The organism is Desulfonatronum thiosulfatophilum, from assembly GCF_900104215.1.
GTDB lineage: Bacteria > Desulfobacterota > Desulfovibrionia > Desulfovibrionales > Desulfonatronaceae > Desulfonatronum > Desulfonatronum thiosulfatophilum.
On the sequence record NZ_FMXO01000002.1, the window covers coordinates 186667 to 200244 of the forward strand.

11 protein-coding genes are annotated in these 13578 nt (G+C 61.1%); 10 read left to right on the forward strand and 1 reads right to left on the reverse strand.

Annotated features, from left to right (window positions below):
• Positions 1–99 precede the first annotated feature (99 nt).
• The 4 genes from BLP93_RS02335 (at position 100) to thrC (ending at position 4191) form a co-directional block, all read left to right on the forward strand.
• Positions 100–1137, forward strand: a complete 1038-nt coding sequence (locus BLP93_RS02335; protein ID WP_092116811.1) for an ABC transporter substrate-binding protein — start codon at positions 100–102, stop codon at positions 1135–1137.
• A 62-nt stretch (positions 1138–1199) separates the two neighbouring features.
• Positions 1200–2021: an ABC transporter ATP-binding protein gene (locus tag BLP93_RS02340; RefSeq protein WP_092116813.1), complete on the forward strand. Its 822-nt coding sequence runs from the start codon at positions 1200–1202 to the stop codon at positions 2019–2021.
• A complete protein-coding gene (locus BLP93_RS02345) occupies positions 2005–2766 on the forward strand; it encodes an ABC transporter permease (protein WP_092116815.1) in 762 nt (253 codons plus the stop codon). Before BLP93_RS02340 ends, BLP93_RS02345 begins: the two co-directional genes overlap by 17 nt.
• Positions 2767–2886: 120 nt before the next feature.
• Positions 2887–4191: a threonine synthase gene (gene thrC, locus BLP93_RS02350; RefSeq protein WP_092116817.1), complete on the forward strand. Its 1305-nt coding sequence runs from the start codon at positions 2887–2889 to the stop codon at positions 4189–4191.
• 225 nt (positions 4192–4416) lie between these two features.
• Here the strand turns inward: thrC and BLP93_RS02355 are convergent, their stop codons facing one another.
• Positions 4417–6663, reverse strand: coding sequence for an NADP-dependent isocitrate dehydrogenase (locus BLP93_RS02355; protein ID WP_092116819.1), 2247 nt, complete (start codon positions 6661–6663; stop codon positions 4417–4419).
• Between the two features lie 384 nt (positions 6664–7047).
• On the opposite strand from BLP93_RS02355, the gene BLP93_RS02360 reads away from it, so the two are divergent.
• The 6 genes from BLP93_RS02360 (at position 7048) to BLP93_RS02390 (ending at position 13573) form a co-directional block, all read left to right on the forward strand.
• Positions 7048–8529, forward strand: coding sequence for a pyridoxal-phosphate dependent enzyme (locus BLP93_RS02360; protein WP_092116821.1), 1482 nt, complete (start codon positions 7048–7050; stop codon positions 8527–8529).
• A 29-nt stretch (positions 8530–8558) separates the two neighbouring features.
• The gene (locus tag BLP93_RS02365; RefSeq protein WP_092116823.1) at positions 8559–8798 is read left to right on the forward strand and encodes a DUF4160 domain-containing protein; all 240 of its coding nucleotides are present in this window, start codon (positions 8559–8561) and stop codon (positions 8796–8798) included.
• Positions 8758–9330, forward strand: coding sequence for a DUF2442 domain-containing protein (locus BLP93_RS17150; protein ID WP_208596547.1), 573 nt, complete (start codon positions 8758–8760; stop codon positions 9328–9330). Before BLP93_RS02365 ends, BLP93_RS17150 begins: the two co-directional genes overlap by 41 nt.
• The gene (locus BLP93_RS02380; RefSeq protein ID WP_092116825.1) at positions 9327–9551 is read left to right on the forward strand and encodes a type II toxin-antitoxin system HicA family toxin; all 225 of its coding nucleotides are present in this window, start codon (positions 9327–9329) and stop codon (positions 9549–9551) included. The genes BLP93_RS17150 and BLP93_RS02380 overlap by 4 nt, the downstream gene beginning before the upstream one ends.
• A 72-nt stretch (positions 9552–9623) precedes the next feature.
• A complete protein-coding gene (gene xdh, locus BLP93_RS02385) occupies positions 9624–12248 on the forward strand; it encodes a selenium-dependent xanthine dehydrogenase (protein ID WP_092116827.1) in 2625 nt (874 codons plus the stop codon).
• Entirely contained in the window at positions 12233–13573 is a 1341-nt protein-coding gene (locus tag BLP93_RS02390) for an amidohydrolase family protein (RefSeq protein ID WP_092116829.1), read from the forward strand. Before xdh ends, BLP93_RS02390 begins: the two co-directional genes overlap by 16 nt.
• Positions 13574–13578: the final 5 nt, after the last annotated feature.

Genomic DNA, 13578 nt, shown 5'->3' on the forward strand with positions numbered 1-13578 from the left:
GCTCGATCCGAAAGGAATGGGTGACATCCAGGATTCAGGTTTGCAATTCATCCGTCAAGCATAAGGTCTTCACCCTTTACACCCATTCGGAGGAATTTCATGCTCAAGTCTCAATCTTTATCGTTCAGCCGCTCCATTGTTTTTCTGGCAGTGCTTCTGGCCATGGTTTTGGTCATGTCCACCGCGGCTTCCGCCAAAACACCCGTTCGTTTTACGTTGGACTGGAGATTCGAGGGACCGATTGCGCCGTACCTCCTGGCGGAAGCCAAAGGCTACTTCGCCGATGAAGGTCTGAACGTGACCATCGATTCCGGCAGCGGCTCCGCGGGAGCCGTAAACCGCGTTGCTACCGGCGCCTATGATGTCGGGTTCGCCGACATCAACGCCATGATCGAGTTCAACGTGAACAATCCGGACCAGGCCCTCAAAGCCGTGTTCATGGTCTACGACCATCCGCCCTTCGCCATCTTTGCCAAGAAGGAAAGCGGAATTGCGACTCCTACCGACTTGGCCGGCAAAACACTTGGCGCCCCGGTTTTCGATTCCCCGCGCAAGACGTTCTCCGCCTTCACCGCAGCCACGGGTCTTGACGAAGCCTCGGTCACCTGGATGTCCATGGATCCTCCCCTGCGTGAACCCATGCTGCTCAGAGGGCAGGTGGACGCCATCTCCGGATTCTACTTCACCAGCCTGCTCAACCTGGACAATCTCGGCATTCCCGCGGACGATCTCGTCGTATTTCGTTATGCCGACTACGGCGTTCAGCTTTATGGCAACGCCATAGTCGTCTCCCCGCAAATGCTGGCGCAGCCCGAAGTGGTCAAGGGTTTTCTGCGTGCCGTTACCAAGGGCTGGGCGGACACATTGCAAGATCCGGCCGCGGCCATCGCCTACGTCCGGCAGCGTGACGGGCTGATTGACGTCGACCTGGAACTGCGGCGTCTGAACCTGGCCATCGAGACCAGCGTGGCCACGGAAAGCGCCAAGGCCAACGGCATCGGCGCAGTGGACGAAGAACGCCTGGCCAAGGCCATCGACGAAGTGGTTCATGCCTTCAATCTGCCCAGCACGCCTGCGCCGGAAGCGATTTTCGACAGCTCTTTCCTGCCTGAGAAAGAAGCACGGATGATCTTCTAACCCATGCATTCCATTAAGCGGACCGACCGCCGTCCTCTTCGCCGCAGCATGGAGCACGGCGCATGAGCGATTATTTTGTCGAGATCGACAATGTCGATCTCGCGTACAACGAGGATGACGAAAGCCTTGCGGTTCAGGGGTTGAATCTGAACATCAGGCAGGGCGAGTTCGTGGCCGTGGTCGGTCCGTCCGGGTGCGGGAAATCAACTCTGCTCAAGCTGGTCACCGGTCTCAAGCCGCCCACCCGCGGCAGCGTCACGGTGGACGGCAAGCATGTAGCCGGCACCCTTTCCTTCGTGGGCATGGCCTTTCAGAACCCAACGCTTCTGCCCTGGCGCAACACCTTGCGCAATATCATGCTCCCCCTGGAAATCGTCGAGCCGCATCGCGGCAATCTACGCAGCCAGAAGGCAGCGTACCTGGAACGGGCCAGGCAGCTGTTACGGACAGTGGGCCTGGGCGCCCATGAAGCCAAACATCCCTGGGAACTCTCCGGCGGCATGCAGCAGCGAGCCAACCTTTGCCGGGCCTTAATCCACGATCCCAGACTGCTCATGCTCGACGAACCCTTCGGCGCCCTGGACGCCTTTACCCGTGAGGAACTTTGGTGCGTGCTGGCCGAGTTGCGCCGGGAAAAGAAGCTGACCGTCGTCCTGGTAACCCACGATCTGCGGGAAGCCGTTTTTCTGGCGGATACGGTGCACGTCATGAGCAGCCGCCCGGGCCGCATCGTGCACAGCCGCCACGTGGATCTGCCCAGGCCGCGGGCTCTGGACGTCTGTTACGAACCCGCATTTGTGGAGATCGTCCACGAGTTGCGCGGCCACATTGAACGGGTTCGCTGCGTCGACACATTCGGAGGCATTGATGATTCTGTCGCGTAAGAACCTGGAACGGTATTCGCCGCTCATCGTCACCATTATCATGTTCGCGGCCTGGGAGGCAGTGGCGCGTTTAGCCCGCATTCCCAGCTACATCCTGCCGCCGCCCAGCGAAGCCATGATGGCCGGTTACGAGTTCGCCGGCCCCATCACCACCCATGCCCTGCAGACGCTCTATACCACCCTGGCCGGCTTCGCCCTGGCCGTGATCTTCGGCATGCTCGTGGGGGTGATCATCGGCTCATCCAAACTCCTGTACCGGGCTTTCTATCCGATCCTGATCGGCTTCAACTCCGTGCCCAAGGTGGCCCTGGTGCCCCTACTGGTGATCTGGTTCGGCATCGGTACGACGCCTGCCATCATCACCGCATTTCTGATCTCCTTCTTTCCGGTGGTGGTCAATGTGGCCACGGGTCTGGCGACCATCGAGCCGGAGCTTGAGGACGTCCTTCGGGTCCTGGGCGCTTCCAAGGCGACGATTCTGCTGAAGGTCGGCATTCCCAATTCTCTGCCCTATTTCTTCGCCTCCCTGAAAATCGCCATAACTTTGGCCTTTGTGGGTTCGGTCATCTCCGAGACCGTGGCCTCCAACGCCGGCATCGGCTACCTGATGATGTCCGCCAGCTCCCGGTTCAACGTCCCTCTGGTTTTTGCTGGGCTGATCGTCATCGCGGCCATGGGCATCGGCATGTACGCCCTCTTCGCCGCCCTGGAAAACCGAACCACATCCTGGGCCTTCCGCCGCTGATTTCCCAATCGAATCGCAATCGCAATCGATAACCCTCAACACCAAAGCGTCGGCATTTCCACCCAAAGCAAGCATATTCTATCACCCATACAACTGACGCCAATAAAAAGATTGGAAACAATGCACGACGCGCAGCATATTCCCTTCCCTCAAGGCCCCTATGTCACCGGAGCCGTCTGCCAGGTCTGCGGACGGAGCATCGCACCGGGCGAGATCAGTCTCAGCAGCCTGACCTGCCCATGTTCCGGAGACAACGGGATATTGGACATCCGGTATGACTATGAGGCAGCCCGGCCGCTCTTTACCCCGGCCTCCCTTGCTGCCGGACCACGGACGATGTGGCGCTACCGGGCGCTGCTCCCCCTGCCCGATGCGGCTGACGTTCCTCCGCTGGCCACTGGCTTCACACCTTTGTACGAATCACCACGTCTGGCCAAATTGCTCGGAGTAGCCCGGGTACTCGTCAAGGACGATACCCGCCAGCCCACAGCCTCGCTCAAAGACCGGGCCAGCGCCCTGGCCACGTCCCAGGCCAAGGTTATGGGTCTGACCACCTTGGCCTGCGCCAGCACGGGCAACGCCGCCGCGGCTCTCGCCGGCATGGCCGCGTCCATGGAACTGACCTGCGTCATCTTCGTTCCGGCCTCGGCACCCCAGGCCAAGGTGGCCCAGCTGCTGGCCTTTGGAGCCCGGGTCTTCACGGTGGACGGCAGCTACGACGACGCCTTTGAGCTGTGCATGGCCGCCTGCCGCGTTCGTCCCTGGTACAACCGCAACACCGCTACCAATCCATTTATGACCGAAGGCAAAAAGACGGTCGCCTTCGAAATTGCCGAACAGTCCGAATGGAGCATTCCTGACCGCGTCTTTGTGGGCGTGGGCGACGGCTGCATCATTGGCGGGCTGCACAAGGGCTTTGCCGACCTGACGAGCCTCGGCATGACGGCCCGTCTGCCCCGCCTCATGGGCGTGCAGGCCGCGGGCAGCGACTTCCTGTACCAGGCCTGGCGCAACAACGAGAATGTCCTGACCAAGCCGGCCATCCAGGCCCGCACCGTGGCCGATTCCATCTCCGCCGGACTGCCCCGGGATCGCATCAAGGCCCTGCGCGCCGTGCGGGAAACCGGCGGCGCCTATCTGCGCGTGGAGGATGATTCCATCCTCCAGGCCATTCCCCTCCTGGCCCGAAGCACCGGCGTATTCGCTGAACCGGCTGGCGCTGCGGCTTTGGCCGGAGCCCTGACCGCGGCCCAAGTCGGAGCTCTCTCCCCGGACGAAACCATCTGCCTGCTGATCACCGGCTCCGGCCTGAAGGACGTGGCTTCGGCCATCCAGGCCTGCACCGGAGAAAATCTCGCTCCTGTCCCTATTCCCCCAGGCTCACGCGGTCTGGAGCGTGTTCTCGATACTTTGCCCTCGGAATAGCGGTTTGCCGCAGCAGATCACCGCACGAAAGGGCTGGCCGCCTTGATTACCGAGACCAGCTTTAACAGTGTTTTGAAAAAATCCCGATACCGCAGGCTGTTCAAAAACCCCGATTGCAAGGCGCAAAGAAAAGTTCACACCCTCACGTATTTAGTCATACGTAAGGATGTGAACTTTTCGCAGCAACCTAGCGGCTGGGATTTTTCAACAGCCTGTTAACAGATCTCAAACTCTGAAGGAGTCCAGGGCGGCGTTGAACGTGACGCTGGGCCGCATGGCGGCGTTCGCCGGTCCGTCTTCAGGACGGTAGTATCCGACGATGTCCACGGGCCGGCCTTGGGCCGCCAGCAATTCTTCGGCGATGCGACCTTCGTTCTGTTCCAGGGCCGCTGCCAGGGGGACAAATATCGCCTGCAGTTCCGGGTCCTCCTGCTGCCGGGCCAATTCCTGAGCCCAGTACAGGGCCAGATAAAAATGGCTGCCCCGGGTGTCGATCTCGCCGCATTTGCGTGATGGGGACTTGTTGCTTTCCAGAAAGCGGCCGTTGGCCCGGTCCAGGGTGTCCGCCAGGATCTTGGCCCTGGAGTTGTTCGCGGTGATTGCCAGATGTTCCAGAGAGGCGGCCAGTGCCAGGAATTCGCCCAGAGAGTCCCAGCGCAGATGGCCTTCGGCCAGGAACTGCTGGACATGCTTGGGGGCGGATCCGCCGGCCCCGGTCTCGAAAAGGCCGCCGCCGTTGATCAGCGGAACGATGGACAGCATTTTCGCGCTGGTGCCCACTTCCAGGATTGGGAACAGGTCCGTGAGATAGTCGCGGAGCACGTTTCCGGTCACCGAGATGGTGTTCTCTCCGGCCCGCATCCGTTCCACGCTGAACCTGGCGGCTGTTGTCGGAGCCATGATCCGGATGTCCAGATCCGCCGTGTCGTGCTTAGACAGGTATTTCCGGACCTTGGCGAGGAGTTCACGGTCGTGAGGCCGCTGATCGTCCAGCCAGAAAATCGCGGGCCAGCCGGTTGCCCTGGCCCGGCTCACGGCCAGCTTGACCCAGTCGAGGATGGGTTCGTCCTTGGTCAGGCAGGCCCGCCAGATGTCTCCTTGCTCCACTTCCTGCTCCAGCAGGATCTCTCCATTCGCGTCAATAATCCGGATGACCCCGTCTCCGGGCGCCGGAAAGGTCTTGTCGTGGCTTCCATACTCCTCGGCCTTCCGGGCCATCAGCCCGACGTTGGGCACCGTGCCCATGCTCTTGGGATCGTAGGCTCCATGGGCTTTGCAGTCATCGATCACCGCCTGATAAACGCCGGCGTAGCTGCTGTCCGGTATGACGAATTTGGTGTCGCGCAACTTGCCCTCCGGCCCCCACATCCGACCCGAGGACTTGATCGCAGCAGGCATGGATGCGTCGATGATCACGTCGCTGGGCACGTGCAGGTTGGTAATCCCCTTGTCCGAGTCGACCATGGCAAGTTTCGGCCCCCTGGCCAGAGATTCCCGAATATCCGCCTCGACGACCAAACGCTGCTCTTCAGGAAGCGTGGCCACCTTGGCGAACAGGTCGCCCAGGCCGTTGTTGGGATCAACACGCAACGCCTGGAAAGTCTCGGCGTGCTTTTCAAAGACGTCCTCAAAAAACACCGCAACAACATGGCCGAAGATCACCGGATCCGAAACCTTCATCATCGTGGCCTTGAGATGCAGAGAAAACAGCAGGTCCTGCTCGCGGGCATCGGCGATCTGTTCCGCGATAAATGCCCGCAAGGCCCGGCGTCGCATCACCGCGGCGTCCAGAATGTCGCCGGCAGTCAGCGCAACACCTTCCTTCAGGATTTCGGTCCGGCCGTCCCGGGCCTGGAACTCAATCCGGGCCTTCCCCGCCGTGGCATCGGCGACAGTGACCGATCGTTCGCTGGACCGCAGATCGCCGTCCTGCATCGTGGCCACATGGGATCGAGAATCCTTGGACCACTCGCCCATGGCGTGAGGATGCTTCCGGGCGTAGTTCTTGACCGAGTCCGGCGCGCGGCGATCCGAATTGCCCTCGCGCAGCACCGGATTCACCGCGCTGCCCTTGACCGAGTCGTACACGGTTTTGACCCGCTGCTCTTCAGCTGTTTTCGGCTCTTCCGGGTAATCCGGCAGATCATAGCCCTTGCCCTGCAACTCCTTGATCGCGGCCTTGAGTTGAGGAACCGACGCGCTGATGTTCGGCAGCTTGATAATATTGGCATCTGGTTGGCGGACCAACTCGCCCAGCTCGACCAGATCGTCCGGCACGCGCTGCTCAACGGTGAGCCGCTCCGGGAACTTGGCGATGATTCTCCCGGCCAAGGATATGTCCCGTGTTTCCACGGCGATTCCGGCCGCCCCGGCATAGGCCGCGACCACGGGCAGAAAGGAACGCGTCGCCAACGCCGGGGCCTCGTCCACAATGGTGTAGATGATCTTTGCCGTACCTGTTTTTCCTGTCATGTACTGCACTCCTGATTTGAATCTTTCCGCCGTTTGCCGGCTGAGCTTGACACGGACCATGAACAGCCCATGCTTCCTTTCACTTTGAAGGTCCGGATGTACATGACCGGACCGCGGTTGTGAAGTTGCAAATGATCGCCGTCCATTTCCACCAGCGGGATGCCGATCATCGAAGGGATCGAGTTTGGGTCGACCAAAAACCTGCTCAAGTCTTATCATTTCCTCGCTCCCAACTCTGCCAACAGGGCTTGAAGCACGTTCTTTCTCCTGATACATCTTACGGCAGACTGGCTGAAGATTCGCCCGGTCCGAAACGTGCGTACCCTGCTTTGTAACCTCTAGCAAAACCTCAGCATCAAACAAACATTTCAGAAAGGAAATGCCATGTCCGCGGCTATAGATTTGACCATCAACGAAGTCGGCCTTGCCCGGGCCGTTGAAAGAGCCCGGGAACGGGGCGTGATCATCCCCACCTTCGCCCAAATGCGCGACCCGGAAACCATCCCCCAAGCTGCGCGGAGCCGTCTGGCTGAACTTGGCCTCTGGGACCTTGATCCCGCCAACCTCTTCCGGATCACCTGGCGCAATGAGCCCACGCCTGCCGGCGGCGGATACGGCGATGTGAACCACTTGATTCTGCCGCCGGAGCTGACCGGAGCGCCGTGCCGGATCGTGGTCCTCACCGGGAAATGGTTTCCCACGGGGGCGCACAAGGTTGGCGCGGCATTCGGCTGCCTCGTGCCCCGGCTGGTCACCGGTCAGTTCGACCCCACGACCCAGAAGGCGGTCTGGCCCTCCACGGGCAACTACTGCCGGGGCGGAGCCTATGACTCGGCCCTGCTGGGCTGCTCCTCCATCGCCATCCTGCCCGAGGGCATGAGCCGGGAACGCTTCGAGTGGCTGACCAAAGTGGCCGGGGAAATCATCAAGACGCCGGGCTCGGAATCCAACGTCAAGGAAATCTTCGACAAGTGTCATGAGCTGCGTGCTTCCGGCGACGACGTGGTCATCTTCAACCAGTTCGACGAATTCGGGAACTACCTCTGGCACCATGAAGTCACCGGTCCGGCTCTGGAAGAAGTCATGACCGGCCTCACGGACAAACCCTCCAGAATTCGCGGTCTGATTCTGGCCACCGGCTCAGGCGGCACCCTGGCCGCTGGGGATTACCTGAAAGCCCGCTTCCCATTTTTGAAAATCGCGGCCTGCGAGGCCAGCCAGTGCCCCACCCTGCTCTTCAACGGCTTTGGCGAGCACCGCATCGAGGGCATCGGCGACAAGCACGTGCCCTGGGTGCACAACGTCAAGAACACGGACATGATCCTGGCCATCGACGACGAGGCCCCCATGCAACTGATCCGTCTGGCCAACGAGGAGGCCGGGCGCGAGTACCTGGCATCCAGGGGCGTGGCCCCGGCCCTGGTGGATCAGCTCGATCTGATCGGCATTTCCGGCTGGTCGAATATCATCGCCGCGGCCAAGTTCGCCAAATGGTACGAGCTGGGACCCGACGACGTTGTGGCCACAGTGGCCACGGATTCCATGGAGATGTACGGCAGCCGCCTGGAGGAACTGACAGCAGAACGTGGGAGGCTGACGACCATCAACGCGGCCGTGGCCCATGAACGCCATCTGCTGGGCCAGGGGCTGGACAACCTCCTGGAACTGAACCACTGGGATCGCAAACGAATCCACAACCTGAAATACTTCACCTGGGTCGAGCAGCAGGGCAAGACCTTCGAGGAAATCCAGGCCCAATGGCATGATGAGGACTACTGGGAGCGCATCCCCCGCCAACTGCCGGAGATCGACCGGTTGATCGAGGCCTTCAACGAGCAAGTGGGATTGTTGGTGGATATTGGGTAGAGGCACGGCGCGACGAAATCGGTCACCAAATGAGCCCAACCGTTTTTATCTTCAGGCAATACCGATTCTTCTTTTTCTCCCGAGAGGAGCCGCGGCGACATGTACACGTCCGAAGCCCGGACGGGGAAGCGAAATTCTGGCTTGAGCCTGTAATTGAGTTGGCGATCAATCATCGTTTTCCCCAGAGGGAGCTGAAAGAACTGGAACTGATCATAGAGGATAAAGCCGATGAAATACGCAAGCACTGGGACGACCACTTCAGGACCTGAGGTAACTGACATCTCCTCATTCGGCCTCTGGATCATGCATGGCGGGAAGGAATATTTTCTGGATTACGATGAGTTCCCCTGGTTCCTGGAAGCTCCGGTTCAGAAGGTGTTTCGCGTCATTGAAGAGGGAACGGGACATCTACGATGGCCCGAACTCGATATTGATTTGTCTCTGGATTCGATCAAACGTCCCGGAGCATTCCCGTTGACCTACGAACCATCCGGAACCTATGGGAGACAGCACATCGAGGCCAATTCCAAACCTCATCACAGGCTGACACACAATATCGAAAACTCTACAGCTCGACGAGGAAGGTGTGCTGTTATGAGAGATTTCAATGTGGTGATCGAACTGGACGAAGACGGTTATTATGTTGCGTCAGTACCTGCCTTGCGCGGATGCCACACCCAAGCAAAATCACTCGACACGCTCATGAAGAGGATCAAGGAAGCCATCGAACTCTGCCTGGAAGTCGAAGAACCTGTTTCCAATCAGTTTGTTGGTGTTCAACGTATTTCAATTCCCACATGACATCTTTTTCAACGCCAACCGGAAAGCAACTCATCAAGGCCCTTCGCCTTCTAAAATTTGATGTGGTACGCGTCAAAGGAAGCCACCACTTCCTGCGCCATCCAGACGGGCGTTGCACGGTAGTTCCCATCCACCGGAATGAAACCATTGGTCGCGGACTTCTCGCTCAGATCTTGCGCGACTGTGAAATCACCCGAGAGGAATTATATTCGAAGATGTGATCTGGAAATCCACCACAACCTCTTGCCCACCTCCTGAACCTCAGTCCCAATATATCACCCTGAGACACCACCATGAACTTCACCCTGAACAACACCCCCACAACCTACGACGGCGATCCGGAACGCTCCGTGCTCACCTGGCTGCGGGAGGATCGGAGGTTAACCGCGGCCAAGGACGGCTGCTCCGGCCAGGCGGCTTGCGGGGCTTGTCTGGTGGAAATTGACGGCAAACCAGTCTTGGCCTGCTCGACGCCCATGCGCAAGCTTGCCGGCAAGCGCGTTCTGACCCTGGAAGGCTTTCCGGAGGATTTGCGCCGCACCCTGGGCCGGGCTTTTGCTGAAAAGGGGGCGGTGCAGTGCGGATTCTGCACGCCGGGCTTTTTGACCCGGACCAAGCTTTTGCTGGAGCAAAACGCCGACCCTGCCCCCGAAGAAGTGATCAAGGCCGTACGGCCGCACCTGTGTCGCTGCACGGGATACGTGAAGATCGTGGACGCCATTCTGGAAGCGGCCCGCATGCTGCGCGGGGAGGAATCGGTCTCCTTCCATTCAGGCCCGCCCAGGCTCGGTTCCAGCGTCATCCGCTACGGGGCTTACGAACGCGCCGTGGGCTCGCATGTCTTCACCGACGACATGCATCTCCCCGGCATGCTCCACGGGGCACTGCATTTCAGCGCCCATCCCAGGGCGCGGGTGCTGCGCATCGATATCGGCAAGGCCATGGCTTCGCCGGGCGTCAAACGGATCATCACTGCCGCGGACGTTCCGGGAGAGCGCTTCGTGGGGATGATCGTTCCGGATTGGCCCATGTATGTGGCTGAAGGCGAAACCACCCGCACCGTGGCCGACGTGCTGGCCTGCGTGGTGGCCGAAACCATGGAGCAGGCTCGGACCGCCGCGGCATTGATTGAGGTGAGCTACGAGGTTCTGGAACCTTTGATCGACCCGGAGCAGTCGGAAGCAAGCGATATTCTTGTCCACGAATCTGGCAACCTCCTGGCCGTCAAATCCATCCGCCGCGGCGGCGACGTGGAGCAGGCTCTGCACCGCTCGACCTTCGTCCTCACTGAAACCTTCACAACGGCTCCCATCGAGCACGGTTTCCTGGAACCCGAATGTTCCGTCGCCCGGCCCGATCCCGAAACCGGCGGCGTGCATTTCCATACCCAGGGACAGGGCCTTTACCACGATCGTGACGACGTGGCCCGGGTTCTGGGGCTGCCCAAGGAGCAGGTCAGGGCAACCATGGTGGACAGCGGCGGCGCATTCGGCGGCAAGGAGGACCTGACCGTGCAGCATCACGCGGCCCTGGCGGCCTGGCTGCTCCGGGCTCCGGTCAAGGTGAAGCTCTCCCGTCCCGAGTCCCTGCGCATGCACCCCAAACGCCATCCCATGCGTCTGGCCTATACCGCGGGCTGCGACGCCCAGGGCTGGCTTACGGCCCTCAAGGCGCGCATTGTTGGGGACACCGGGGCCTACGCCTCGGTGGGCGCGGCGGTCATGGCCCGGGCCGCAACCCACGCTGCCGGCGCGTACCACGTTCCGGTGGTGGACGTGGAATCCCGGGCCGTGTTCACAAACAATATTCCCAATGGAGCCATGCGCGGCTTCGGCGTGAACCAGGCCGTCTTCGCCATGGAGGCCATGGTGGAGCGGCTCTGCAAGGCCGGCGGCTTTGATCCCTGGCAGTTCCGTCACGACAACGCCCTGGATCAAGGACGCATGGTCACCACCGGCCAGGTTCTGGGACGGGGGATCGGCCTGCGAGCCTGCCTGGAAGCCCTGCGCGAGCCATGGGAGCGGGTCCGCAAGTCCGGACGGGCCGGGCTCTCCTGTGGCATCAAAAACTGCGGCATCGGCAACGGCCTTGTGGAAGAGTGCGTGGCCCTGGTTGAGATTCATGAGGGCGGCCGACTGGTTCTGCACCATGGCTGGTCCGAAATGGGCCAGGGCATCCATACTGTCGCGGCCCAGTTTTTGGCTCACGAATTACACATCGACGACCTGACGCGGATCCAGGTGGACTCGGACACCCGCTACGGCGCGGTGGCCGGCGCCACCACGGCCAGCCGGGGCACCTATCAGTTGGGTCGGGCCGTGCTGGACGCCGCGACCAAAATCAAGGCCGACCTGCAGCAGGGCGGAAGCCTGGAAACCCTGGCCGGGCGAACCTACGAAGGCCGCTACCTCTGTACGGACACAGCCCCGGGCGGCGAGCCGGGCACGTTCCGCAGTCACGTGGCCTACAGCTTCGCGGCCCATCTGGTGCTGCTGGATAAAGACGGAAAGGTTCAAGAAGTGGTGGCGGCCCACGACGCTGGAACCGTGGTCAACCGCCAGATGCTGGAGGGCCAGATCGAGGGCGGAGTGCTCATGGGCATGGGCGCGGCTCTCTCGGAGCGGTTGCGTCTGGAAAAGGGCCATCTGGCTTCGGACAAGTTCCGGGACGTGGGCTTGTTGCGCGCCGACGCAATGCCCAAAATAACGGTCATCGCCGTGGACAACGCGGATCCGGAAGGCCCGCTAGGCGCCAAGGGCGTGGGTGAAATCGGCTCCATTCCCACGGCCCCGGCCATTGCCGCGGCCTACTACCGCTTCGACGGCCTCCCCCGCCGCACTCTGCCCCTGGAGCCGCCGGTAGCCCCCGTCCAGGACGTACAAAGTCCCGAAGGAGACACATCATGGAGCTGCTACTGACCAACGCCCGCTGGCTGGACCCGGACAACCTGACCATCCGCGATACGTGTCTGCGCATTCGTCCCAGTCCGGACGGCGGCCCGAAAAAAGAACTGGAGAGCGATCAGTTTCAGGATTCCGAGACCTGTCTTGAATTCCTCGACGCTCCGCCTGCTCCGGACGCTGAAGGTTCCGATCGCCAACCCCCCGTCCGCGTCATCGACTGCGGCGGCAAGCTCGTTACCCGCTCCTTTGCCTTGGGTCACCATCACCTCTACTCCACCTTTGCCCGTGGCATGCCCGCTCCACCCCGCACCCCCACGAATTTTCCCGAAATCCTCGACCTGATCTGGTGGCGGCTGGACAAGCGGCTGGATCTGCCCATGATCGAGGCCAGCGCCCTGGCCACGGCCCTGCTCTGCGCCAAGCGAGGCGTGACCTTCGTCATTGATCACCATGCCTCTCCCTTTGCAGTGAACGGCAGTCTGGAGACCATTGCCAAGGCCTTTGAATCCGTGGGGCTGGGCCATCTGCTCTGCTACGAGATGTCCTGCCGGGACGGCGAGGCAGTCAAGGAAGCGGGGCTTGAGGAAACGCAGCGCTATCTTGCCTCCGGCCGCATCGGCCAGGTGGGGCTGCATGCCTCCTTCACCGTGGACGACGATCTACTAGCTCGGGCCGTGGCTCTGGCCGACAGATACGGTACCGGCCTGCACATGCATGTGGCCGAAGACATGGCCGATCAGAACCATTGCCTGCACCACTACGGCAAACGGGTCGTCCAGCGCCTGGCCGATGCCGGGGCACTGGCCTCTCCACACACCCTCCTGGCCCATTGCGTCCACCTGGACGAAGCCGAACGGGAACTGCTGCGCGATTCCCCGGTCTATGTGGCCCAGGCCAGCGAATCCAACCTGAACAACAACGTCGGACTTGGCCGCTACGACGATCTCGGCCCCCGAGTGATCCTGGGAACGGACGGAATGCACGTGGACATGCTCCGGTCGCTCAAGGCCGCCTTCATTGCCGGTCAATCCGCCGAAAGCCTCGGTTTCCAGGAAGCCTACGCCCGCCTGCGACGTACCCATGAACTGATCCGGGAGATCGGCGCACCCGGTGACGGCGCCAACAACCTAGTCATCCTGGACTACGACTCGCCCACCCCTCTGACGCCGGAGAACATGCTCGGGCATTTCCTGTTCGGCCTGGAGGCCATTCATGTGCATACGGTCATCGCCCAAGGCCGCCTCGTGGTCGAAGACCGCCGCCTGGTCAGCCGCGACGAGTCCGAAATTCTGGCCTTTGCACATGAACAGACGCAAAGGCTGTGGGAGCGATTACGTTAGTCCAA